Raw genomic sequence first — 22750 nt, 5'->3', positions numbered from 1 at the left:
GCGGTCACCCCCTCACATACTCGCGTCCGGTGGCGGCAGCCGCGCGCTCGGAGGGACGGAGATACACGACCACTCGGCAGCCGGCGTCTCCCCGAGCGATCGCCTGCTCGAGGCCCACCTTGGCGAACCCGGTCGAGTCGGCGGCGATGGAGCCGAAGACGTTGGAGGTCATCATGCAGAGCGAGGGGCGGCCCACGACCTTGTCGCCGAACGGGCAGGAGCGGGCGGCGAAGACGATCCGGTCCTCCGTCTGCTCGATGACCCGGAACTCGCCGCCGATGCGGCGCTTCAGATCGACGAGGACCGCGCCGAGCTGCTCGGGCGGGAGCTGCTCGACCCCGAGCGCTCGCCTGTACTCCGCTCCCAGCTCGTCGCCCATGCGCTGGCCGACGATGGAGACGAACCCCGACGCGTCGCGCACGCCGACCACCTCCTCGAGCGCGCCGGCGAGGTGGTGGAGGAGCGTTCGCAGGAAGACGTCGCGCTCGAGGTGGACGTCCGCTTCGCGCGGGTCACGGTGATCGGGTGCGGCCACCGGGCTCCCATGCGCACCGGCGGGGGCCCAGGCCGATCCCTTGAGAGGTCTGCCCCCGGTGGAGGATCGGACGGGCAGTGGGCCGACCGGTCGGGGCGACCCGTCTGGCCGCGCTCTGGCGCCGAAGGAGCGCAGCGCCGGGGCCCAGGCGGGGACGTCCTCGTGGCGAGTGGCCAGCGTTCACCGCGGCAAACGCCAGGTGACCGGGGGACCGTTCCACTTCGCGGGCTCGGTCCCGTCGCCGTCCCGGGGGAACGGTCCTGGTGGGAGCGACGTTGAGCGGAGTGTGAGGCGCCGCCACGAAATTCCCTGGCGGGGCGCACTGCCGGTTCGAGGATGAGCGGAGAGGTCTCCTCGCTAGACATGACGCCGATGCCGCTCGAGCGGTGGAGCCGCGCGCACGCGCCGCAGCGCGCCGAGGACACGCTGGCTCACGCCGACGCCTTGTACAACCTCGCCCGCTATCTCACCCACGACGCGGGCGAGGCCGAGGACCTGGTCCAGGAGACCTACGTGCGCGCGCTGCGCGCCTGGAGCGAGCTCGCGCCGGGGACGAACGTCAAGGCGTGGCTCTTCCGGATCCTCCGCAACGCCTTCATCAGCCGTTACCGCCACGCGCTGCGTCACCCCGCACCCGCGCCCTACGACACGACCGAGCAGTCGCCGGAGGAGGCGGCCGTCGAAGGCTCGTCGCGCGGTGAGCTCGAGGCGGAGCAGTTGCGCCGCGTCCTCTCCAGCGAGCTGGAGGCGGCGCTCCGAACGCTCTCGGACGACGCGCGCACGGTGATCCTCCTCGACGCCGAGGGCCTCACGGAGAGCGAGACGGCCATGGTGGTCGGCTGCGCAGTCGGGACGGTCAAGTCCCGGCTGAACAGAGCGCGCGCGGCGCTCAGGCTGAAGCTCGCCGACTACGCAGCACGGGACCCTTCATGAACTGCGAAGACGTCCAGATCCACCTGCACGACTTCGTCAAGCGCCGGCTCGATCCAGCGCTCAACGGGGACGTCGGCGCTCACCTCGAGGGCTGCGCGGCCTGCAGCAGCGCCGAGCGGGCGGAGCACGTCCTGGACGAGCTGCTCGAGCAGCGGCTGCCGCGCTACGCGGCGCCGAACGCCTTCAAGCGACGCCTCGGGTTGCTCGTGGGACGACCGGCGTCGGCGCGCGTCGAGCCGGGGCGATGGACGCGCGTCATCGCCCCGGCGATGGCGGCGGGACTCCTGCTCCTCGCAGGCGGCGTGCTCCTGTCTCGGAGCTCGAGCCAGCGCAGCGAGCTCGCCACCCTGACCTCGGAGGTCGTGAACGATCACCTGCGCGTGCTCGCGAGCGAGCACCCGGTCGAGATCGAGAGCGGTGGGACGCACCAGGTGAAGCCTTGGTTCGAGGGGAAGCTCGACTTCGCGCCGGTCGTCCCGGCGCCGGAGGGGAGCGAGCTCCGGCTGCGAGGTGGGTCGGTCGGCTACGTCTTCGATCGGAAGGCGGCGGTGATCGTCTATGCGCTGCGCCTCCACGCCGTGACGCTGCTCGTCTTCCGCCCCGAGGGGCTCCCCTGGCCGGACACGGGCGCTCGGCAGCTCGGGCCGGCGCGCGGCCGTGAGGTGTCGGCGCGGGGCTTCAACGTGGTGCTCTGGCGCGACGGGGGCCTCGCGTATGCGCTCGTCTCCGACGTGAACGAGGAGGAGCTTCGCGGCATCGCCGCGCGGTTCGCGGCGGCGACGGTGCACGCGCCCGGACCCTGAGCGCGCTTCGAGTCAACGGAGTGACCGGCCGCGCGCGACCTCCCGCGCCTCCCGCGCGAGCCCCTCCACGACCGAGTGGAACCCCTTGAACTGCTCCATGCGCGCCGCCGGCAGCCGGCGCCGGATCTCGGCCGCGATCCGCGGGACCTTCGCGGTGCCTCCGGTGCAGCAGACGACGCCGATGTCGGCGGGCTCCACGCCGGCCGCGCGCACGGTCTCGTCGAGGCAGCCCAGGATGGCGTCCACCTCGCGGCGGCTCGCGTCCTCGAAGCCCGCACGCGTGACGGGCTCGTGCACCTCGATGCCGGGATAGGAGAAGACGATCTCCGAGCCCTTCCTCGTCGAGAGCACGCGCTTCGCGCGCTCGATGGCCTCGAAAAGCTGAAAGCCCTGCGTGTCCTCCACGAGGGTCTTGAGCTGATCCATCCGGCGGCGATCCTCCTCGGAGAGCGCCCACCGCCGCACGTCGGCGAGGAAGCTCGCGATGTCGCGCCGCTGAAGGATCGACAGGTGCGCGGGCGAGCAGAGGTGCTGCACGATCCCCTGGGGCATCCGCAGGACGTTGGCCCCGAAGGGCGCCCGGTACTGGACCTCGGCGCCGAAGTGCCGGCTCACCTGCGAGCGCATGAGCGAGGCGTCGAGCGCGTCGCCGGCGACCGCCACGCCGCCCACGGCGAGCACGTCGCCGCGCTCGAGCGCCCTGGCGGCGCCGATGCGGAGCACCGTGAAGTCGGAGGTGCCACCGCCGAAGTCGCCGATCAGCGCCAGCTCCTCGCGCTCGGCCGCGGCGCCGAACGCGCGCGCGGCCGCGACCGGCTCGGGGAGGAAGTGGACCTCCTCGAACCCCGCGAGCTCCGCCGCCTTGCGGAGCCGGCCCTCGGCGAAGGCGTCGTCCTCCCCGTCGAAGTGGACCGGCCGGCCCAGGAGCGCGCGCCGGACCTCCGTCCCGAAGTGCGCGTCGGCGCGGAGGCGCATGTGGCGCAGCAGAGAGGCGACCAGCTCCTCCGCGGAGACCAGACGCCCGCGGATGATCGTCCCGCGGAAGGACCGCGAGCCGAGGTGGTGCTTGATGGAGCGCAGCAGGCGGGCTTCCGCCCCGTGCTCGATGAACTGGCGAAGGGCCTCGGCGCCCACGAACACGCCGCCCGCGTCGGGGAAGCAGAGGATGCTCCGCAGGATCGTCGGGTCGGACGCATCGAGATCGAGCGGCACCGGGTCGAACACCCGCTCCGGGCTCGCCGCGGCGAGGAGCGAGTTGCTCGTGCCGAAGTCGATCGCGTAGACGGTCGGCAGCTCGGACATGCAAGACCCTGCGATCCCCCGCGTCAGCGGACGGAGTCGCCAGAAATGGGCGGCCGGCCACACCGGGTGACCGGCCGCGCGTGGTGGGCGGCGGGGCCTGCGACGGGCCCGAGAGCGCGACGCGCTCCTGGGCCGAGCTCGCTCGACTCACCCCGGCGGCGCGGGCGTCAGCTTCTAGCCGCTCGCGGGCTGCGTGTCCATGCTCCCCGGCCTCGGGCCGCGAGGCGGTGGGCCGCCCGCCGCCCAGGCGCTGGGCGGTGCTGTTCAGGCACGACTGCACCGGAACGTCGAGGCGGACGCCGGGCTGATCGAATGCTGCTTGCCCTTCGCGGCTTCCCGAGGGACGGTGCCGCGCACGCAGGAGCTCACCATGCAATACCGGTCCTTTCCAAGGTCCCCGGACCTGCGCATCTCCAGCCTCGGCTTCGGCGCGATGCGCCTGCCGGTCATTGGCGGCGAGTCCGCTGCCATCGACGAGGAGACCGCCACCGCCATGGTCCACGAGGCCATCCGCGCGGGCGTGAACTACCTCGACACCGCGTGGGTCTACCACGCCGGCCAGAGCGAGCCTTTCCTGGGCAGGGCGCTCCGCGGCGGGTGGCGTCAGCAGGTTCAGCTCGCCACCAAGTGCCCGGTCTGGGAGGTCGAGGTCGAGGGGGACTTCGACAGGCTGCTCGACGCACAGCTCGAGCGGCTCCAGACGGATCGGATCGACTTCTACCTGCTGCACGCGCTGAACGGGGAGCGGTGGGCAGCGATGCGGCGGCTCGGCGCGACCCGGAACCTCGAGCGCGCGCTCGCCGACGGGCGCATCGGCCACCTGGGGTTCTCCTTCCACGGCGCGCTGGACGACTTCCAGAAGATCGCGGGTGCGTACGACTGGACGTTCTGCCAGATCCAGCTCAACTACCTCGACGAGCGCTTCCAGGCGGGGCTCGCCGGGTTGCACCACGCGGCGGAGCGCAAGATCGGCGTGGTGGTGATGGAGCCGCTCCGGGGCGGCTCGCTGGCCAGGGTGCCGCCCGCCGTCCAGGCGATCTGGGATCGCTCGGGACGCGGATGGTCCGCCGCGAGCTGGGCGCTGCGGTGGGTCTGGAGCCTCCCGGGCGTCGTCACGGTCCTCTCGGGGATGGGCTCCGTCGAGCAGGTCCGTGAGAACGTGGCCTCCGCGCGCGCGGCCACGCCGCTCGGCCCGGACGACCTCGTCCGGGTGGACGAGGCGAAGGCGTTCTACCGGGCGCGCATGGCCGTTCCCTGCACCGCCTGTGGTTACTGCCTGCCCTGCCCGAGCGGAGTCGACATCCCCGGGACGTTCTCCGCGTACAACGCGGCGCGGATGTTCGACTCGAAGACGCTGGGTGCCTGGCACTACTCCACGTTCGTCGTGAGGTCGGGCGGGGGCGCCGATCGGTGCAGCCGCTGCGCCGCCTGCGAGGCCATGTGCCCTCAGTCCATCGCCATCCCCGATCGGCTCGAGGAGGCTCAGTCCAGGTATCGCCGCCCGGCGCCCGCTCGACCCGCACTCGTCGCGGACCCCGACCCAGAGTAATCGCGCGTAACGTTCCAGCGGTTGCCGAGACAGGAGGCGAGGAGGTGCCCCTCGATGTGGCGCCAGGCGAGACCCGAGGACGGCGAGGAGATCGTGTCGATGTGCCTCGCCCTGTACCGCGAGGACCCCGGGTTCGCGTCGGTCGAGGCCGGACAGGTCCGGGAGACCCTCGCCGCGTTCGAGCGCCAGCCGGGCCGGGGGCGAGCGGTCGTCGCCGAGGTGGGCGGCCACGTCGCCGGCTATGCATTCCTCGTCCCGTTCTGGTCGAACGGGATGGGAGGCGAGGTCTGCGAGGTGGACGAGCTGTACGTGCGGCCCGACGGGCGGGGCGAGGGGCTCGGCTCGGCGCTCTTCGGGGCGATCGACGCCGGGCGCTTCGGCTCGTTCGCCGCCACCGCGCTGGGGGTCTCGCCCGAGAACGCCCGGGCGCGGCGGCTTTACGAGCGGCTGGGGTTCCGGGCGGCCGGGACGACAATGCTCCGCAGGCGGACCGGCCCCGGAGCGGCCGGCACGCCTTAGGCTGCGCGGGCGGGGAGCGCGCGGCGACGCGGCCTCGGTCTCGTGAGCGGGGCGCCGCTCACAACCCCACGATGCGCCCGTCCGCGTCGACGTCGATCGACTCCGCGCGCGTCCGCGCCGGCAGGCCTGGCATGAGCTGCGTGTCGCCCGCGACCGCCGTGACGAACCCCGCGCCGGCGTTGGTCCGCAGCTCGCGCACCGGGAAGCGGAAGCCGCGGGGGCTCGGCCCGAGCAGCGGATCGTGCGACAGCGACAGGTGCGTCTTCGCCACGCACACCGGCAGGCGCCCGAAGCCGAGCCGCTCCGCGTCGTCCATCTGCGTCATCGCGGCGTGTGAGTACTCGACCGCGGCCGCGCCGTAGACGCGCGTCGCGATGGCCTCGATCTTGGCCGCGAGCGGCAACGCGTCCGGGTAGAGCAGCACGGGCTGCTCGCGCTCGCGGGCGGCGACGGTCACGGTCACCGCCCGCGCGAGATCGACGGCCCCCGCGCCGCCCTCCGCGTACGGCCGAGCCGCCACCGCGGCGGCCGCCCCCTCCGCCTTGGCGGCCTCGCACACGGCGTCGAGCTCCGCCGCGGTGTCGGTCGCGTGAACGTTCACCGCCACCACGACGGGCACCTCGAACGCGCGCAGGATGTCGAGATGGCGCGCGAGGTTCTCGGCGCCTCGGCGCACCGCCGCGACGTCCTCCTCGTCCGGCGCGCGCGTCGAGGTCCCGTGGCGCTTCAGCGCCCGGACGGTGGCCACCAGCACCGCCGCCGCGGGCCAGAGCCCGCTCTGCCGGCACTTCAGGTCGAAGAACTTCTCGGCCCCCAGGTCGGCCCCGAAGCCCGCCTCCGTCACCACGACCTCGGCGAGGCCCAGCGCGACACGATCGGCGACGACCGAGCTCGCGCCCTGCGAGACGTTGCCGTAGGGACCGGCGTGCACGAGCACGGGCGTGCCCTCGAGCGTCTGCAGCACGTTCGGCTTCATGGCGTCGACGAGGAGGGCGGCCATCGCGCCCGTGGCGTGGAGATCCTCTGCCGTGGCCGGGCTCCCGTCCTTCCTGCGGCCGACCACGATCCGCCCGAGCCGGCCCCGCAGGTCGCCGACGTCCCCGGCCAGCGCGAGCACCGCCATCACCTCCGACGCCGCCGTGATCACGAAGGCGGTCTCCCGCACGGGACCGTTCGCCCGGCCGCCGAGCCCGACCACGACGTCGCGCAGCGCCCGGTCGTTCACGTCGAGCGCCCGCGGCCAGACGATCGAGCCGGGCTCGAGCCCGAGCGCGTTGCCGTGGTTGAGGTGGTTGTCCACGAGCGCGGCGAGGAGGTCGTGCGCCGCGGTCACGGCGTGGAAGTCGCCGGTGAGGTGCAGGTTCATGCGCTCCGCGGGCACTACCTGCGCGCGCCCGCCACCGCTGCCGCAGCCCTTCCGCCCGAAGACCGGCCCAAGCGACGGCTGTCGCAGCGTCGCCACCGCGCGGACCCCGAGGCGGCGCAGCGCGTCCACGAGGCCGATCGCGATCGTGGTCTTCCCCTCGCCCTCGGCGGTCGGCGTGACGGCGGTGACGAGCACGAGCGAGCCGCGGGGCCGGGCCCGCGCGCGGGCGATCGCCTCCCAGCCGATCTTCGCGACGTCGCGTCCGTACGGCTCGAGGTCGGCCGGCGCGAGCCCGAGCTCGGCACCGAGCTCCACGATCGGCCGGAGTCGCGGCGTCGCCATCCTCGCGCTCGCCTCCTCGGCCATGCGTCCCCCCCCGCCCCGCACGCGAACCACCTGGCCCGACCGTACCGCCGATCGCGGATCCGGCCCATCGCCCCGGCGCGTGCGCTACATATGCGGCATGGACCTCGGCATCCGCGGCAGGACGGCGCTCGTGTGCGCCGCGTCGAAGGGGCTCGGCAAGGGCTGCGCGACCTCGCTCGCGCGCGAGGGCGTGAACGTCGTCCTCACCGCGCGGGGAAGGGAGGCGCTCGAGGCGACGGCGCAGGAGCTCCGCGGCGCGTACGGCGTCACGGTCGTGGCCGTGGCCGGCGACATCACCACCGAGGAGGGCCGGCGCGCCGCCCTCGCCGCCTGCCCCTCGCCGGACATCCTGGTCAACAACGCCGCGGGGCCCCCGCCGGGCGACTTCCGGGAATGGGATCGCGACGCCTGGATGCGAGCGCTCGACGCCAACATGATCGCGCCGATCCTCATGATCCGGGCCGTCGTCGACGGGATGATCGCGCGGGGGTTCGGCCGCATCGTCAACGTGACCTCGAGCGCGGTGAAGGCGCCCATCCCCGAGCTCGGGCTCTCCAACGGCGCGCGGACGGGCCTCACCGGCTTCGTCGCAGGCCTCGCGCGCAAGACCGTCCGGCACGGCGTCACGGTCAACAACCTGCTCCCCGGCCCGTTCGACACCGACCGGCTCCGCTCGATCGTCGAGCACGGCGCCCGGACGACCGGGAAGCCGATCGAGGAGGTGCGCGCCGCGCGCGCCGCGACGAACCCCGCCGGGCGGTTCGGCACGATCGCCGAGTTCGGCGACGCCTGCGCCTATCTCTGCAGCGTGCAGGCGGGCTACATCACCGGCCAGAACCTGCTCATCGACGGCGGCGCGTATCCGGGGACGTTCTAGAGGTCCTCCCGCGCAGTGATAGCGCAGCGTCTGCGCGTACATCCGCGAGCAGGTCGAGGTTGCGAAGCTCCCTAAGACGGTGAGTGTACAGCGGTCGCGGCGGACGGCTCGCCCGGCGCCGGGCCGATTCGCCCCCGCTCCTCGTCGAGGGTCGCGGTCCGGAGCTTCATCACCAGCGGTATGGTCGTCAGGGCTCCCACCGCGAGGAGCGCCCAGCCCGCGCCCTCGCGCACGCCTTCGCCGAGCCTCCTGGAAAGGAGCAACCCGATCCCGGCGCCCAGCGCGACGCGCGTTCCGGCGATCAGGATCATGTCTGGCACCGTGACGACCCTCCGCATCATGGCATCCTCCCTGTGCCCGTCATTCTTCCAGCGCTCGCCTGCGCGCGTGGACAGCCTCGCAGGTATGCGGGCGCATCGAGCTGCGCTGGCACGCCGAGCCGTTGCTCGCCTCGCCGCAGGACCGCGCGACTCCGTGTCAAAGCTAGTCCGTCGCGCTCCGTCGCGCCCCCGGGCCCACGCCGCCGCGCGCGAGGTTCATGGCACGCTCCTCTGCTGCGGCATGGGGGACACGAGCGCGGGGTCTGCCGCCGCGGAGAGGAGCCGACCTCGGGTGAGCGCGCCCTCGCGCTGCAGCTCGCCGGCGCGGCCGCGGCGCGCGACGAGGAAGTAGAGGACCGGCACGGCGAGCCGCGAGAGCAGCGTCGCTGCCACCTCTCCGGCCATGAGGCTCACCGCCAGGCCCTGGAAGATGGGGTCGGCCAGCATCACGGCGCTGCCGACGAGCACGGCCGAGGCGGTGAGCAGCATGGGGCGGAACCGGACCACGCCGGCCTCCTCGACCGCGGCCGCGAGCGGCATCCCCTCCCGCAGCTTCAGCTCGATGAAGTCCACGAGGATGATGCTGTTGCGCACGATGATGCCGGCGCCGGCGATGAAGCCGATCATGCTGGTCGCGGTGAAGAAGGCGCCGAGCCCGAAGTGGGCGGGCAGGATGCCGATGAGGGAAAGCGGGATGGGGACGAGGACGACCCACGGCACCGCGAAGCTCTGGAACCAGCCGACCACCAGGATGTAGATGAGGACGAGCACGACGGCGAAGGCGATGCCGAGGTCGCGGAAGACCTCCAGCGTGATGTGCCACTCGCCGTCCCACTTGAGCGCCGGCTGCTCGGTGGAGGCGGGGTGGGCGAGGCCGAAGCGCGGCACGACTTCGCCGCCCGCGCCGCGGAGCGCGTCGAGCTTCCCGTTCAGCGCCGAGAGCGCGTAGACCGGGCTCTCGATCTCGCCGGCCAGGTCGCCGAAGACGTAGGCGATCGGCAGGAGGTTCTTGTGGAAGACGGGCGGGTCGATCCGGCCCTCCTCCGCGCTGACGAGCTCGGAGAGCGGCACCGCGCCGCGCCGTCCCGGGACGGTGAGCTGCAGGACATCCTCGAGGCGCGCCCGCCACGCCGGGGCGAGCTGCAGCACCACCGGGACCTGCGCCGCGCCCCGCTCGACGTGGAAGCTGCCGAGCGGCGCACCTGCGCCCCCCGCGGCGAGCGTCTGGATCACCGCGGCTGGCGCGACCCCGTGCAGCGCGGCCTTCTCCGCGTCGAGGCGGAGCGCCAGCTTCGGCGAGGTCGCCGTGAGCGACGAGTCCACGTCCACCACGCCCTTCGTCGAGCGGAAGGCCGCCAGGACCTCGCCGGCGAGCCGGTCGCGCTCCGCGACGGAGGGGCCGTACACCTCGGCCACGAGCGTGTCGAGCACGGGCGGGCCGGGCGGGATCTCGACCAGCTTGAGCCGGCCGCCGCGCGGCCAGGCGATGGCCTCCAGCGCAGGACGGACACGCGTCGCGATGGCGTGGCTCTGCGCCTTGCGATCGCCCTTGGGGACGAGGTTCACCTGGAGGTCCACCTGCTCGGCGCCTTCGCGCAGGAAGCTGTGCCGGACCATGCCGACGAAGGTGAACGGCGCGGCGACGCCCGAGTGGACCTCGACGTCCTTCACCTCGGGTTCCTGGAGGAGCCTCCGCGCCAGCTCCTGCCCGACGGCGAGCGCCTCCTCGCGCGCCGTTCCGGCCGGCAGGTCGAGCTGAACCTGGAGCTCGCGCTTGTTGTCGAAGGGCAGCATCTTCACCTGGATGGCGCCGAAGGCGACCAGCGAGGCCGCCCCGGCGAAGAGCACGAGCACCAGCGCCAGGAAGGCCCAGCGAGCCCAGGCCCGGGTGAGGAGCGTGCCCATGACGCGGCGATAGAGCCGCGTGAGGTGCGTCTCCGGGGTCGCCGCGGGCTCGGCCGCGCGGAGCCCCTCGGCGTCGCGGCCGTCGTCGGCGTGTGTCCCCGCCGCCTCGACCTCCGGCAGGTGGGCCTCCTTGCGGAAGACCTTCATCGCGGCCCAGGGGCTGATGACGAAGGCGATCGCGAGCGAGAAGAGCATCGCCGCGCTGGCGCCCACCGGGATCGGGCGCATGTACGGGCCCGAAGGTCCGCGCACGAACGCCATCGGCATGATGGCGGCGATGACGGCGAAGGTGGCGAGGATGGTGGCGTTCCCGACCTCGTCGACCGCCTCGACGACGGTCCGGACGAAGCTCCGCCTCCGCCCGGGCAGGTGAAGGTGCCGGTGGATGTTCTCGACCACCACGATGGCGTCGTCGACGAGGATGCCGATCGAGAAGATGAGCGCGAAGAGCGTGACGCGGTTGAGCGTGTAGCCGAGGAGGTAGGTGGGGAGCAGCGTCAGGGCCAGCGTCACCGGCACCGCCACCCCAACCACCACCGCCGAGCGCCAGCCCATGGCGAGCGCGATGAGGGCGACGACGGACAGCGTGGCGAGGACGAGGTGCTCGATGAGCTCGTTCGACTTCTCCTCCGCGGTCTCGCCGTAGTTGCGGGTGACGCTCACCTTCACCGAGGAGGGGATGAGCCGGCCGCGCAGCGCCTCCACCTTGCGCTCGACCGACTTCGCCACCTCCGGGGCGTTCGCGCCGGCGCGCTTCGCCAGCGCGATGGAGACGGCCTGCTCGAACCCGGGCTTCCCCCGCTCGGCCATCAGGACGACGGCCGGCTCGGGCTCGGGGCCGTCGGTGACCCGCGCCACGTCCTCGAGGTAAATGGGCCGGTCGCCGCGGACGGCGACCACCACGCGCCGCAGGTCGGCCACGGAGCGCACGAACCCGCTCGCCTCCAGCTCGATGCGCCTGCGCGCGTCGACGAGCGCGCCGGCGGGGAGCTGTCCCTGCCCGGCGGCGATGGCCGGCTGCAGCTCCGCGATCGCGACGCCCAGCGTCCGCATCCGCTCCGGCTCGGGCTCGACCCGGACCACCCGGCGCGCGCCGCCCAGCACCCGCACCTGCGCCGTCTGCGGGACCGCCGCGAGCTCGCGCGCGACCTCCTCCCCGAGGGCGCGCAGCTGGCCGGCGGGCAGCGGATCGCCGTGCAGGGTGAGCGTCAGGAAGGGGACGTCGTCGATGCTGAGGAGCCGCACCACCGGCTGGAGCGCCCCGGAGGGCAGGACCTCGGGGTGCGCGCGCAGCTCCTGGTGGATCTTCACCAGGCTCGGCTCGAGCGGCTCGTTCACCTTGAACCGCACGGTGAGGAAGGCCGCCGACGGCGTGGACGTCGAGTAGAGATACTCGACGCCCGGGAGGCCCCACAGCAGCCGCTCGAGCGGGGTGGTGAGCTGGCTCTCCACCTCCCGGGCGGTCGCGCCCGGGAACGGGACCAGCACGTCGACCACCGGGACGATGATCTGCGGCTCCTCCTCGCGCGGCGTGAGGAGGACGGCGGCGACGCCGAGGGCGAGCGAGGCGACGACGATGAGCGGCGTCAGCTTGCTGCGAAGGAAGCCGCGCGCGAGCCGGCCGGCCAGGCCGACCTTCTGTCCGGAGGGGGTCATCGCTCCACCTCGATCTGCTGGCCGTCCCGCAGCGCGCCCGGAGAGTCGATCACCGCCTCACCGGCAGCCAGACCGGCGCGCACCGGGACGCGGTCGCCAACGCCCTCGCCGAGCGCGAGCCAGCGGAGCTGCGCCTGCCCTCCGGCCGCGACGAAGACGCCCGTGAGATCGCCCCGCTCGACGAGCGCGCTGCGCGGGACCCACACGGCCCCAGCCGGCGCCTCGGCGGCCGGGAGCACGAGGCGGGCGAAGGTTCCGCTGCGCAGCGCTGCGCCGCCCTCGTGCACCCTGGCCCGCAGCGTCCGGCGGTGGGACAGCGGATCGCCGCCGACGGCCAGGGCCGAGACCTCCGACGCCCCGGCCTCGGTGCCGGCCTCGAACCGGATGGTCTGGCCGATCGCGATCCCGCGCGCCTCCTCGTCGGAGAGGCTCGCCACCACCTCGAGCTCGCTCCCTTCCAGCTCGAGCAGGGGCTGGCCCGGGCCGACCAGATCCCCGGCGCTGGCGCGGCGAGCCTGCACCGTGCCGTCGAACGGGGCGCGGATCTCGGTGTAGGCGAGGGCCGCCCGCGCGGCCGACACGGCAGCCTCGGCCTGGGCCCGCTGCGCCCGCGCCTGATCCCGCTCGACCTGAGTGGCGGCCCCCTGCGCCGCGAGCGTCTCCATGCGGCGCGCTTGCGCGGCGGCGGTCACTCGCGCGGTCTCTGCCGCGGCGAGCTGCGCCCGCACCTCGTCGTCCGACAGCCGCACGAGCAGCGCGCCCTGGCGGACGCGGGAGCCCTCCTCCACCTCCACGGAACGGACCGAGGCCGCCGTCCGCGTCGAGACGACGGCGCGGCGCACTGCCGCCAGGCTCCCCGCCACCCACCGCGCGCCCTGGGCGGGCGCGGTCGTCACGACGCGCACGCGCGCGGGCGGCGATGCCGCGGCGGGAGCGCGTTCGGCGAGCGCCGCGGGCACCGCCAGCGTCAGGACCACTGCCAGGTTGCGCGTCATGGCTTCACTCCTTCGAGAAGGCCGACGGCGAGCTCCTTCGCACGGCGCGTACCAGTCCGGTCGCGGCGACGATCCACGTGTCCTGCAGCGACTTCCGTGCGGTGGCGCTCCCGGAGCGAGCTCGCGAGATCTCGGCGTTCGTCGCTCGCCGCGACGAGATCCCGTCGCCTGCGTGAACCGGGACGCGGTTAGAGGGCTCGCAGCATTGACGCGCGCGAGCAGCGCACGAGCGCTCGGGCGGCTGGATCCTGCGACCCGCCGGGCCTACCGCCGCGAAGCCGTCCTGGTGGTCATCGAGAACCTCGACGCGGCGGCGATGAAGATGCCGCTGAACGCGAAGGCGCTCCTCCTGGGGACCGTGGAGAGCATCCTGATGCAGCCGGCCGTCAGGGGAGGGGCGCTGTGCGCGTGACCCTGAAAAGCATCAGCCCCGCTGCCGTCGAGGGCAGCGGGGCTGGTGACTCCGTGGGGAGTTGCGGGCTTCTACTGGCCCTCCACCACGATCCTGTACCCGACCATCGGAGGCTCGATGGGAGCCTCAGCGATGAATGCCCCCGTCACCGCGTCGAATATCTGCATCGTGCTCACGACCGTAACCGTGTTGCAGTCTTCCGAGAGCGTCTCGCTGCCGACATTCCTGGCGAACAGAATTGGCGTTCCATCCGGGCCCGGGACCCAGCCCTCCTGGACGAACGTGAACGTGTTGCCCCCGGTCCGTTTCCAGGCGCCCCTCATCGTCACTTTCGCGACCCAGGTGATGACCTCGTCCTTGGGCCACATCGGGATGTCGGTGACGACCGTTCCGGACGAGTTGGACTGGCCGGTCGTAGTGCCAATCCACGGCAAGTCGGCGATCTTTTCGCCCGGCTTCTGCGTCGACCAACTCCCGAGCGGGCTGCAACCCCCCTCGCGCGCCTGTGCGACCGCAGGTGCAAGCCAAGTCAACGCAAGAACCGCGGCAACGATCAGCTTCTTCATTCGCGCCCTCCCTCTGTGGCGAGCTGGTGGGCCTCGGCGAACGACGATCCGATGCGCCGAGACGATGCTGCGCGTCCATTTCGGCTCACGGTCCGTGCGAAGGCGATAGGTGTTCTGGGCCGACCCGTGCGAATGCGGCTCTGCGTCTCACGACTGCGAGGCTCGGCAACGGGGTGTACTCGCTCGCGCAGACGCCCACCCTCACGCCGAAGCGCGTGACGCCGCGCCTCAGCCCCTCTCCGTGAGTGCGCCTTCCGTCACCATTCACCGGCGGGCCCGCAGGTGCTGCGCTTCACGCTTCTCCTTCTTTTGGACGACTGATCTCGGTCAGACGCCGAACCGCTCTCCCTCACTCGCGCTCCCACGCGTGAACTGTCCGTCCAAGGGAGGATCATGTCCGCCGTCGCGCGTTCCCTCGTGGTCTTCGGCTGGTACCTCGTGGTCTTCGGGGTCCTTCTCGCCCTGGTGCCCAACCCCGTGCTCGCGGTCTTCGGCCTGCCGCCGACCGACGAGGTCTGGATCCGCGTCGTCGGCGTGCTCGTGTCGATCATCGGGTACTACAACGTCCGGCTCGGGCGCGCGGACTTCCTGCCATACGCCCGGCTCACCGTTCACGCGCGTGTGTCGGTCCTGGTCTTCCTCGTCGCGTTCGTGCTCGCCGGGCTCGTGAAGCCGATCGTGATCCTGGTCGGCGCGATCGACTTCGCCGGCGCGCTCTGGACCGCCGCGGCGCTGCGAAGGGATCCGCGGGCAGCAAGCTGGCAGCTGCCGGGGTGACGGCGTCGCCCCGTCCGGAGTGAGCGCCGCTCCGTGGACGCCAGTGCTCTTCGCGTGGTCGTGGCTGGTAGGTGGGAATTACGTCCTCACGCGATTCAGGTGGCGCACGTTCCTGGCGAGCGCCGCGCTGCGCCCCGGTGTGGAGCGGAAGCTACCGATCGGAGCCTGACGCACGGTGCGGCCTTCCCGGGATAAGCACGAGAAGCGGGAGTGCAACGGAGTGCCCCCGCTGCCGTCCACCGCCACGGGCCATGGTTGTATCCGAGCTACCACCCGCCGCTCGAGCCCGGCGGGGCGCCCGTTGCTCGCTGCTGCGTGTACTAGCAGAGCGGCGAGGCCATCACGGCTCCGGAAACGCAGGTCCATTGACAGCGACTTCGGCTTCGCGTTATCTGCGACCGGTGAGGTGCTAGTTGAAGTCATCCCTGTACGGAGCAGGTGCCGAGTACGCGCTGCACTCTCTCCTCGTCCTCTCGGCGAGGGCGGAGCCGGTCAGCGTGAAGGATCTCGCGACGTTCCAGGCGCTGCCTGAGCGGTTCCTCGCGAAGATCCTCACGCGGCTCGAGAAGGCGGGCCTCGTGCGGGCCAGCGAGGGCGTCCGCGGCGGGTTCGTCCTGGCGCGGCCTCCGGAGCGGATCGCCGTCCACGACGTCCTCGCGGCCGTCGATCCCGATCGCACGCTGTTCGAGTGCGCCGAGATCCGGCGGCATTGCGCGCTCTTCGGCGCGGCGCCGCCGGGGTGGAGCGTCACCGGCATTTGCCGGATCCACCTCTTCATGCAGGAGGCGGAGCGCGCCCTGCAGCAGTTCCTCGCGTCGAAGACCCTGGCCGACCTGGGCCGCGAGTTCGAGAGGAAGGCCCCGGAGCAGTTCCTCCGGGACGCCGAGAGCTGGTTCCAGCTCCGCAGGAGCGAGCGAGCGGCGGGGAAGCGCAGGACGGCAGGGGCGCGGAGCGCGAAGCGCGGGCCGGGCGTGAAGCTCAACTCGAAGAAGTGAGAGAAGTGAGAAAGGAAGAGATGATTCCCGAGACGCTGCGAGAGGTGCTGAAGCACGAGGGTGTGGTCGCGATCGCGACGGTCGGCAAGGACGGACCGCACATGGTGAACACCTGGAACTCCTACGTCATCGTCTCCGATGACGAGCGGCTCCTCATCCCCGCCGGCTACATGAACAAGACCGAGGCGAACGTCGCCTTCGACGATCGCGTCCTGGTCACGGCGGGCAGCGTGAAGGTCCGGGGCCTGCAGGGTGCCGGTACGGGGTTCCTCCTGAAGGGCAGGGCGTCGTTCGTGACCTCCGGTCCGGACTTCGAGGTCATGAAGGCGCGCTTCCGCTGGGCGCGCGCGACGCTGGCAGTCACGGTCGAGTCTGCCACCCAGACGATCTAGCCAGGCGGCGCGCACCCGGGTGGCGCCGCCACCTCGCCTCTCACGGTGGAGGAGTGGCCCTGCTCGAGCGGCCGGCGCCGTCAGAGCCAGCGCGCGGCCGCTGCGCCGGTGTCCTCGGGGCGGGTGTTGAAGGCGATGACCGTCTGCGGAGCGGCGCGGTGGATGGCGTTGACCACCGCCTCGAACACCACGAGCCGGCTCGGCGGCAGGCGGACGCCCGCACCGACCACGACGCAGTCGTAGCGGCCACCGGCCAGGCGGCGCTCGACGGTCGGGACCGCGGTCTCGTCAGGGTTGATGAGGCAGGTCTCGGCCTGCCACCCCCGCCCGGCCATATCGGCGAGCGCGAGCTCGATGCCAGCGTGGATCTTCTCCGCGGTCATGCCCGGCGGCAGCGCCGGATCCGAGAAGTCCACCGCGGCCGGATCGAAGCCGACCAGCAGAACGCGTTTCATCGGCCACCCCCGTCCACGAGGTATGGCTGGACGATCTCCGCGACAAGACTCGACGAGGCCGGAGGTTCGACGGCCAGCCCTCGGCCGCCACCTCGGCGCGCCCGGGGCCCGAGCCGGCGAAGCGGTCGTGCCGAAGCGCCTCCTCCTGGCCGCTGGTAGTGTGAGCCCATGGGTACCTTCAAGCCTGCCGATCCGGAGTTCGGAGCTCGCGTCCGAGCCAGCTTCGCGCGCCAAGCGATGATGACGACGCTCGGGGCGACCCTGGAGCGCGTGGCGACCGGCGAGGTGGACATCCGGCTGCCGTTCCGCGCCGACCTGACGCAACAGCACGGGTTCCTCCACGCTGGCGCGATGACGACGGTCGTGGACAGCGCCTGCGGGTACGCGGCGCTCACGCTGATGCCGGCGGGAGCAGCGGTGCTCACGGTCGAGTTCAAGGTGAACCTGATGGCGCCCGGGGCCGGCGAGAGCATCGTGGCGCGGGGGCGCGTGCTCAAGGCCGGGCGAACGTTGACCACCTGCGCCGGCGACGTGTTCGCCATCGCGGGCGGGGAGGAGAAGCACGTCCTCACCATGCTCGCGACGATGATGACGGTGCAGGGCCGGCCCGGACTCGCGGACTAGGGTCGAGGCGCAGCCTCACGGAGAATCCGACGAAGGCGCGTCCGCGTGGATCCAGTCTGGAGCAACCGCATCCCGAGTCTCTCCGGTGAACACGTCGTATTCGCGCCACGACGAGCCCAGAAGCGCGCGGTGCAGGAACCGGATCGCGCGGCCATCTGGAGCGATTGCGTAGCGGGTGGTTCCCAGGACGTGGTCGGACTTGCTGCCCGGCCGAGGCCGCCTTGGCCACTCCTCGAACTCTGGCGCCTTGTGGAGGTAAACGCGTTGGCCACTCGCGTAGACGACCGCCAGCGCGCGACATGCCCTGCCGCCCGTTCCCCCTTCGCACGTGACTGTTGCGACGCGATCGCCGCCACATAGGATTTCGTCTCCTCGGACCACCGGAGAGCAGGGTGCGAGCGGGCGCGCGAGTCGTGCCCCGGAGCACGCGCACAGGATCGCGGCAACTGCGCCGACGGTACACCGAGCCATGCGGCGAGCATCGCACGGCGCGCTTCATGCGCACGCACGAAAGGTGCAAGGGCCCGTCACGTCTGCCCGATCCGGAGCGCGGGCGCGCGCAGCGCGGGCGCGTCCGCGACAGGCGTGCCGAAGAACCAGGCACCGCGGGCGCGTCGCGGGCGGTTGCGAGCACCCGCGCTCCCGGACATGAGATGGCAGCCGCGAACGATCGCGGCGCCCTTCTGGGGGTCATTCGACATGAAGATCATCGTGATTGGAGCCACGGGTACCATCGGCAAGGCGGTCGCGGAGGCGCTCACCGCGAGACACGAGGTCGTTCGCGTGTCGCGGAGCGGGCCGCTGAAGGTCGACCTCGAGGACGCCGGGTCGCTCGCGCGACTCTTCGAGACGGTGAAGGACGTGGACGCCGTGGTCTGCTGCGCAGGCAGCGCCGCCTTCAAGCCACTGCTGCAGCTCACCGACAGCGACTTCCAGATCGGCCTGCGGAGCAAGCTCATGGGGCAGGTGAACCTGGTCCGGGCCGCGGCGCAGCACCTGCGCGATGGGGGCTCCATCACGCTCACCTCGGGCGTCCTCGCCCACGAGCCGATGCCGGGCGGCGCCGCCATCTCCCTGGTGAACGCAGCACTCGAAGGGTTCGTGACCGGAGCCGCCATCGAGTTGCCCCGCGGCCTGCGAGTGAACGTCGTGTCGCCGCCGTGGATCACGGAGACGCTGGTCGCCCTGAAGATGGATCCGAAGGGCGGCATACCGGCGGCAGCGTGCGCCAAGGCGTACGTCGCCGCGGTCGAGGGCAAGGAGCAGGGCCAGACGATCGACGCGCGGAAGCACGCGGGCGCGTGATGCGCGCCTATAGCGTCGAAGATCACGTCGCGCGCCGGTCACGGGCAGTGGCGGCGGTGGTCACGCCCATCGTCCTGAAGCCGGTGACCGAGCTGGAATCTGGCGCTACGTCGCTGGGGGCTCAAAATTCATCGACCCGGCCCCCTTTAGGGCGGCCGGCTGTTCGCGCTCGACCCTCACCCCTCGCGCGGCTGCCGCCGCGCTTCCTGCTGCCCATGTTCGGCGGCCGCCTTCGAACTCTGGCCCGGCGCAGGGCCTGACGCGGCCTCGACCTCCCGCAGGCTGCCCGAAACACGAAGCCCCCGATCGCGGTCTGCGATCGGGGGCCTCGAGTGGTTGCGGGGGTCTGATACCTCCCTCGACGAAACGCTCTCAGAGCCCCGGCCCCGACCCGCACCGCTTCGCGGCGCCCTCGGCGAAGTACGTGAGAGTCACCTTCCCGTCCTGCTTCATCGTCGCCGCGCCGTTCGCGTTTGGGCCTACGGGCAGACCGGCGAAAGGTCGACGAGGGGATCGCTGAGGTCCGGCAGGCACGTCGCGACCGGATCGTCGGCCCGCACGCACGCGTGGTAGCTGAGCTCCGTCACCGTCGGAGCGTCCCACACCGTTCGGCACGCTTCCTCGGTGGCGAAGCTGAACCGCAGCCCGAACTCCTGCTGCCCGGGAACGAGCTCCGGCACCCACGGCGGACCGGAGTAGTTCCTCCAGACCTGTTCCAGGAGCCCGCCGTCGCGCATCCTCATCGTCGTGTCGGTCCGCTGGTACGTGTAACACCGGATCGGAAAGTCGCAGACGTTCACGAAACGATACCCGTGCACCCACTCGCCGGAGAGCTCGCCGCAGTGCACGTCCTCCACGTGCAGGCACGACGTGGCGACGTTGCACGACGCCCAGGGCGTGAGGAGTGCCGGCTCGGTCCATCGCGGGCACCCGGTCCCGCCTTGAGCGCAGGGGCAGATGCACGTCGACGCCGGCGCGGCATCCACGTTCCCGCAGGAATCGACGTCGTAGAGGTGGTGGTCGACGCAGCTCAGGCTCGCCTGCGGAGCGCACACGGCCGGGACCGTCGCCTCGCTGCGAGGGGGCTCCGCGCAGCCGAGCACGAGCGCGAGCAGGATCGACAGTGACCGGGCGCGGCTCATCCTGAATTCTGGCCGGTGCAAGCGAGCGCGGAGAGCGCGAGCGACCCTCATCCCGTTCATGCCGTGTCCCCCCGCCGTGAACGGGCGCGGCCCTTGGGCGCGGCCCGCGCGTTCACACTACGTGCGAGGATACGCCACCGCCGCCGGGCGCACCCCCGGAAACGCGCTGCGCGCCGGGCGTCTCGTGATGAGGCGCGTCTTGCCGCAGCGCGCGCCTCGAGTAACTGGTCGTCGTCCGCCGGAAACGGATCAGAAGGGCCCCGGCGACCTGCGTCACCGGGGCCCCGAGACGGTCCTGAAGGCGGCAGCACCGCGTACGCGCGCGGCGCGAGGTGTGCTCGCGACTACTTCACCCCCGGAGCCGCCTCGGCCGGCTTGGCCGCGGCCTTCTTCGCGGCCGGCTTCGTCGCCTTCGCCGGCTTCGCCGCCTTCGCAGGCGAGGCCGCGGGGGCTGCCTCCGCAGGCTTGGCGTCCGCTGCGGCGTCGGCACTGGGCTCCGGGGTCGCAGGAGCGGGCGCGGCCGCCGGGGCCTCCGTCTTGGCCGCGTCCTGGGCAAGGGCCGGGGATCCGAGGGAGAACATCGTCAGAAGGGCCGTCGCACTCATGAGCTTGGTCACGCGCTTACTCCTCGAGATGTGGGTTGGACGTCGCGTCTCTTCTCTGGCTCGTCGCGACTTTCTGCTGCTAGCCGGGAACGCCGAGTGCGACCAACCATTCCCGGCGCCACGCAGATGAACGCGGCGGCGCTGGATCGGCTCGAAACGTGTAGCGTCGGCGGGTGACCGGCGATGCACGGGCTCCTCCCACAGGCGCGGCTCTTCGACGACACGTGCGACGCGACGACTCGGCGATCGTCGCGCTGGCGGGAGCGCCTGCGCGCGGATGCGTCACCGCCGCGGCTCACCTCGAGCTCGAGGGAGGCGACGGGCGCGCCCAGCTCGACATCTCTGCGGATGAGTCACGGCGCGCGGACCGGCACCCGGCCAGACGCGGAACGCGCAGGTCTGGAAGTTGCGGGGGCGCGATGATCAACTTGCCGCTGTGCCGCTCCCACCGGCTGCCGGCGCCTTCCAGCGCCTCACGGCGCTGTGTCATGCACGCTGCGGGTGAGCGAGCGCGCGGTCGGCGCACCGCGGTGCTTCTCGGGCCGTACTGCGCGCAGGAGCACGATCGCCAGCACCGCGAACCAGAGCACAAAACTCGCGAACATGATCCGCTCGATCACGCCCAGCCACGGCGTGGGCTCGTTCGCCGACACCATGGGGGCCTCCACGCCGGTCCAGAAGCCGAAGCCCAGGAGCACGATGATCGTCGCGATCGAGTAGATGCGGAACCACCTGCCGAATGCCGCCGCGCCGAACCCGATGATCAGCAGGCAGAAGACCGTACCCACACCGCCCGAGATCAGATGCAACGTATCGGTCAGCGTGGCGCCGCCCGCGGCCAGGACCTCGCGCCGGTGCATGGACGCACCGCCGGGCAGCAACGGCCAGATATACCCGGTGACGCCGAGCCCCATGAGCAGGGTTCCGACGACGCGCAGGGGGCGCTTCCCGTTGGCGGAAAGCCAGACGCCGGCGCCGAAGGCGATCAGGAGGGCGACGTATACGGCGCCGAGCGACATCCATAGCGGTCTGCTCGGGGCGTCGATGGCCGAGAGCTCGCTGATGGTCTGCGAGAAGGCGCTGTAGCCGGCATAACGCATCGGCGTAATGACGTTCATGAGGAGATAGAGCACCGAAGAAGCGATGCCGCAGCCGAGCAAGAGCTTGCGCGTCGTCGTTCGCGTCGGAGCGCGCTCTTGCGTGATCCCGTCGACGGGTCGTCCCGTGCAGTGGCGCTCCACCCTCCGCCGGATCCCACGCAGCTGGCGCGCCTGCATCACGCGGTGCCTGGCGCCCGCCACGGCGAGCATCAGCCGGTGCGGCATCCTCGCGAGGAGCCAGTAGACAAGGTCGATAGGACGCCTGACCTCGTTCCGCGCACTGCTCCACGTGGCCGGGCCGACGCGCGCGCGAACGACGAGACGGCTCCGGTCGCCGGACAGGGGATCGAGGAGGAACTCCCAGGTGACGCGGACTCCTGCCCCATCGTTCGGCACGACGAGAACGAGGTCGCGCCCTTCCTCCAGCCGCTGCACGACGAACGCGTCAGTGACGCCCGGCGCGGCAGGCAGCACGTCGCCCACGCTGATGCGCTGCCACCCGGGTACGAGCTCGCCGGCGCTGGGTTGGCCGTCGTTGTCGAGCGCGTCCCAGCTGTACCAACCGGCGCGCCCGGCGCCCATCTGCGCGATCCACGGCCAGACCGCGAGCGGCGGCGCATCGATCGTCACCGCGTGCGTCCACGTCCGGGTCGCTTCGCTCAGGACGTCGTCGCCAGGGAGTGCGCGACGCCGCTCCTCGGCCGTCGCCGCAATGGTCGTCAGACGCATGCCCGCCTCTTCCGGCCGCTTTCGCGTATCGCGCCGCCTGGCTTCGGGGCGAACGGGCAACGGCGGCACGCTCAGTCTTGAGTTTCCCGTGCCGAGTGTCAGGCAGGAGGGCGGGGGCAGGCCAAAGCATTAATCTCTTGGGCCGGATCGAGTACCGCGGGAACGGGGCGGGTCGTTCCGATTCGCGGCCGGATTCACCCGAAATCCATCGTGCCGCGGCCTGAGAGGCGCCCTCCTGTCTGCGTGACCGCCGTCGCGTCGTGACGCCGCCCAGGTCCGCCGCCCGGCCGGCGACCGAAGGACGGCCTGGAGGCGGCCCGCGCCGTCCTCCGGCGAAGCTCACGCCCGCCAATGACGCTGAGGGCCCTTCTACGAAGTACTCAATAAGAGTGATTTGAACCTGCGACCTTCGGGTTATGAGCCCGGGTCGAGGTAGATCGGCAGACGGGCGTTCCCCCTGCCCTTTTCCGCAGCCGCAGGCGTTTCAGAGCGACTCGCGCGTGTCCCTGAGAGCCCTCGGGG

Annotated in this window: 23 protein-coding genes; 11 read left to right on the top strand and 12 right to left on the bottom strand. The window is 72.1% G+C overall.

Going from position 1 to position 22750, the window contains the following annotated elements:
• Nucleotides 1–4 precede the first annotated feature (4 nt).
• Complete coding sequence (locus MNY62_RS03605) at nucleotides 5–535, bottom strand: methanogen output domain 1-containing protein (RefSeq protein WP_242342730.1); 531 nt, start codon at nucleotides 533–535, stop codon at nucleotides 5–7.
• 363 nt (nucleotides 536–898) lie between these two features.
• Between MNY62_RS03605 and MNY62_RS03600 the strand changes: the two genes are divergently transcribed.
• Together MNY62_RS03600 and MNY62_RS03595 are read left to right on the top strand one after the other, a co-directional pair.
• Nucleotides 899–1468, top strand: coding sequence for a sigma-70 family RNA polymerase sigma factor (locus MNY62_RS03600; protein WP_242342729.1), 570 nt, complete (start codon nucleotides 899–901; stop codon nucleotides 1466–1468).
• A complete protein-coding gene (locus MNY62_RS03595) occupies nucleotides 1465–2271 on the top strand; it encodes an anti-sigma factor family protein (RefSeq protein ID WP_242342728.1) in 807 nt (268 codons plus the stop codon). The genes MNY62_RS03600 and MNY62_RS03595 overlap by 4 nt, the downstream gene beginning before the upstream one ends.
• 12 nt (nucleotides 2272–2283) lie before the next feature.
• Here MNY62_RS03595 and MNY62_RS03590 read toward each other — a convergent pair whose 3' ends face one another.
• Nucleotides 2284–3573: an Hsp70 family protein gene (locus MNY62_RS03590; RefSeq protein WP_242342727.1), complete on the bottom strand. Its 1290-nt coding sequence runs from the start codon at nucleotides 3571–3573 to the stop codon at nucleotides 2284–2286.
• A 370-nt stretch (nucleotides 3574–3943) separates the two neighbouring features.
• Here MNY62_RS03590 and MNY62_RS03585 point away from each other — a divergent pair, with 370 nt between their 5' ends.
• The gene (locus MNY62_RS03585) at nucleotides 3944–5122 is read left to right on the top strand and encodes an aldo/keto reductase (RefSeq protein WP_242342726.1); all 1179 of its coding nucleotides are present in this window, start codon (nucleotides 3944–3946) and stop codon (nucleotides 5120–5122) included.
• 54 nt (nucleotides 5123–5176) lie between these two features.
• Nucleotides 5177–5641: a GNAT family N-acetyltransferase gene (locus tag MNY62_RS03580; RefSeq protein WP_242342725.1), complete on the top strand. Its 465-nt coding sequence runs from the start codon at nucleotides 5177–5179 to the stop codon at nucleotides 5639–5641.
• 58 nt (nucleotides 5642–5699) lie between these two features.
• On the opposite strand, the gene MNY62_RS03575 is transcribed toward MNY62_RS03580, so the two are convergent.
• Nucleotides 5700–7349, bottom strand: a complete 1650-nt coding sequence (locus MNY62_RS03575) for a formate--tetrahydrofolate ligase (protein WP_242342724.1) — start codon at nucleotides 7347–7349, stop codon at nucleotides 5700–5702.
• Nucleotides 7350–7470: 121 nt separating this feature from the next.
• Between MNY62_RS03575 and MNY62_RS03570 the strand changes: the two genes are divergently transcribed.
• Entirely contained in the window at nucleotides 7471–8250 is a 780-nt protein-coding gene (locus MNY62_RS03570) for an SDR family oxidoreductase (protein ID WP_242342723.1), read from the top strand.
• A gap of 71 nt (nucleotides 8251–8321) precedes the next feature.
• On the opposite strand, the gene MNY62_RS03565 is transcribed toward MNY62_RS03570, so the two are convergent.
• From MNY62_RS03565 to MNY62_RS03555, 3 genes are all read right to left on the bottom strand, one after another.
• Nucleotides 8322–8591, bottom strand: a complete 270-nt coding sequence (locus MNY62_RS03565) for a hypothetical protein (RefSeq protein ID WP_242342722.1) — start codon at nucleotides 8589–8591, stop codon at nucleotides 8322–8324.
• 195 nt (nucleotides 8592–8786) lie between these two features.
• A complete protein-coding gene (locus MNY62_RS03560; RefSeq protein ID WP_242342721.1) occupies nucleotides 8787–12131 on the bottom strand; it encodes an efflux RND transporter permease subunit in 3345 nt (1114 codons plus the stop codon).
• Nucleotides 12128–13126 carry an efflux RND transporter periplasmic adaptor subunit gene (locus tag MNY62_RS03555; protein WP_242342720.1) on the bottom strand — a complete coding sequence of 333 codons (999 nt, stop codon included), beginning with the start codon at nucleotides 13124–13126 and terminating at the stop codon, nucleotides 12128–12130. The genes MNY62_RS03560 and MNY62_RS03555 overlap by 4 nt, the downstream gene beginning before the upstream one ends.
• Before the next feature lie 172 nt (nucleotides 13127–13298).
• Between MNY62_RS03555 and MNY62_RS03550 the strand changes: the two genes are divergently transcribed.
• A complete protein-coding gene (locus tag MNY62_RS03550; protein WP_242342719.1) occupies nucleotides 13299–13538 on the top strand; it encodes a hypothetical protein in 240 nt (79 codons plus the stop codon).
• Between the two features lie 71 nt (nucleotides 13539–13609).
• On the opposite strand, the gene MNY62_RS03545 is transcribed toward MNY62_RS03550, so the two are convergent.
• Nucleotides 13610–14104 carry a hypothetical protein gene (locus MNY62_RS03545; protein ID WP_242342718.1) on the bottom strand — a complete coding sequence of 165 codons (495 nt, stop codon included), beginning with the start codon at nucleotides 14102–14104 and terminating at the stop codon, nucleotides 13610–13612.
• 393 nt (nucleotides 14105–14497) lie between these two features.
• Between MNY62_RS03545 and MNY62_RS03540 the strand changes: the two genes are divergently transcribed.
• From MNY62_RS03540 to MNY62_RS03530, 3 genes are all read left to right on the top strand, one after another.
• Nucleotides 14498–14881, top strand: a complete 384-nt coding sequence (locus MNY62_RS03540; protein ID WP_242342717.1) for a hypothetical protein — start codon at nucleotides 14498–14500, stop codon at nucleotides 14879–14881.
• 413 nt (nucleotides 14882–15294) lie between these two features.
• Complete coding sequence (locus tag MNY62_RS03535; protein WP_242342716.1) at nucleotides 15295–15876, top strand: RrF2 family transcriptional regulator; 582 nt, start codon at nucleotides 15295–15297, stop codon at nucleotides 15874–15876.
• A gap of 5 nt (nucleotides 15877–15881) precedes the next feature.
• Nucleotides 15882–16268 (top strand): pyridoxamine 5'-phosphate oxidase family protein, encoded by a 387-nt coding sequence (locus tag MNY62_RS03530; protein WP_242342715.1) that lies wholly within the window; start codon nucleotides 15882–15884, stop codon nucleotides 16266–16268.
• Between the two features lie 80 nt (nucleotides 16269–16348).
• Here MNY62_RS03530 and MNY62_RS03525 read toward each other — a convergent pair whose 3' ends face one another.
• Nucleotides 16349–16723: a hypothetical protein gene (locus tag MNY62_RS03525; protein WP_242342714.1), complete on the bottom strand. Its 375-nt coding sequence runs from the start codon at nucleotides 16721–16723 to the stop codon at nucleotides 16349–16351.
• A 237-nt stretch (nucleotides 16724–16960) separates the two neighbouring features.
• Here MNY62_RS03525 and MNY62_RS03520 point away from each other — a divergent pair, with 237 nt between their 5' ends.
• On the top strand, nucleotides 16961–17347 hold the full coding sequence (locus MNY62_RS03520; RefSeq protein ID WP_242342713.1) for a PaaI family thioesterase: 387 nt from the start codon (nucleotides 16961–16963) through the stop codon (nucleotides 17345–17347).
• A gap of 527 nt (nucleotides 17348–17874) precedes the next feature.
• On the opposite strand, the gene MNY62_RS03515 is transcribed toward MNY62_RS03520, so the two are convergent.
• The gene (locus MNY62_RS03515) at nucleotides 17875–18048 is read right to left on the bottom strand and encodes a hypothetical protein (protein WP_242342712.1); all 174 of its coding nucleotides are present in this window, start codon (nucleotides 18046–18048) and stop codon (nucleotides 17875–17877) included.
• Between the two features lie 10 nt (nucleotides 18049–18058).
• Between MNY62_RS03515 and MNY62_RS03510 the strand changes: the two genes are divergently transcribed.
• Nucleotides 18059–18652 carry a short chain dehydrogenase gene (locus MNY62_RS03510; RefSeq protein WP_242342711.1) on the top strand — a complete coding sequence of 198 codons (594 nt, stop codon included), beginning with the start codon at nucleotides 18059–18061 and terminating at the stop codon, nucleotides 18650–18652.
• Between the two features lie 479 nt (nucleotides 18653–19131).
• Here the strand turns inward: MNY62_RS03510 and MNY62_RS03505 are convergent, their stop codons facing one another.
• The 3 genes from MNY62_RS03505 to MNY62_RS03495 all read right to left on the bottom strand — a co-directional run bounded on the left by MNY62_RS03505 (nucleotide 19132) and on the right by MNY62_RS03495 (nucleotide 22228).
• A complete protein-coding gene (locus MNY62_RS03505) occupies nucleotides 19132–19794 on the bottom strand; it encodes a hypothetical protein (RefSeq protein ID WP_242342710.1) in 663 nt (220 codons plus the stop codon).
• A gap of 344 nt (nucleotides 19795–20138) precedes the next feature.
• Nucleotides 20139–20411 carry a hypothetical protein gene (locus MNY62_RS03500; protein ID WP_242342709.1) on the bottom strand — a complete coding sequence of 91 codons (273 nt, stop codon included), beginning with the start codon at nucleotides 20409–20411 and terminating at the stop codon, nucleotides 20139–20141.
• Nucleotides 20412–20872: 461 nt separating this feature from the next.
• Nucleotides 20873–22228 (bottom strand): DUF998 domain-containing protein, encoded by a 1356-nt coding sequence (locus MNY62_RS03495; RefSeq protein ID WP_242342708.1) that lies wholly within the window; start codon nucleotides 22226–22228, stop codon nucleotides 20873–20875.
• Nucleotides 22229–22750 lie beyond the last annotated feature (522 nt).

This window comes from Anaeromyxobacter terrae (assembly GCF_022690685.1).
GTDB lineage: Bacteria > Myxococcota > Myxococcia > Myxococcales > Anaeromyxobacteraceae > Anaeromyxobacter > Anaeromyxobacter terrae.
This window is presented reverse-complemented; position numbering and strand designations above follow the sequence as displayed.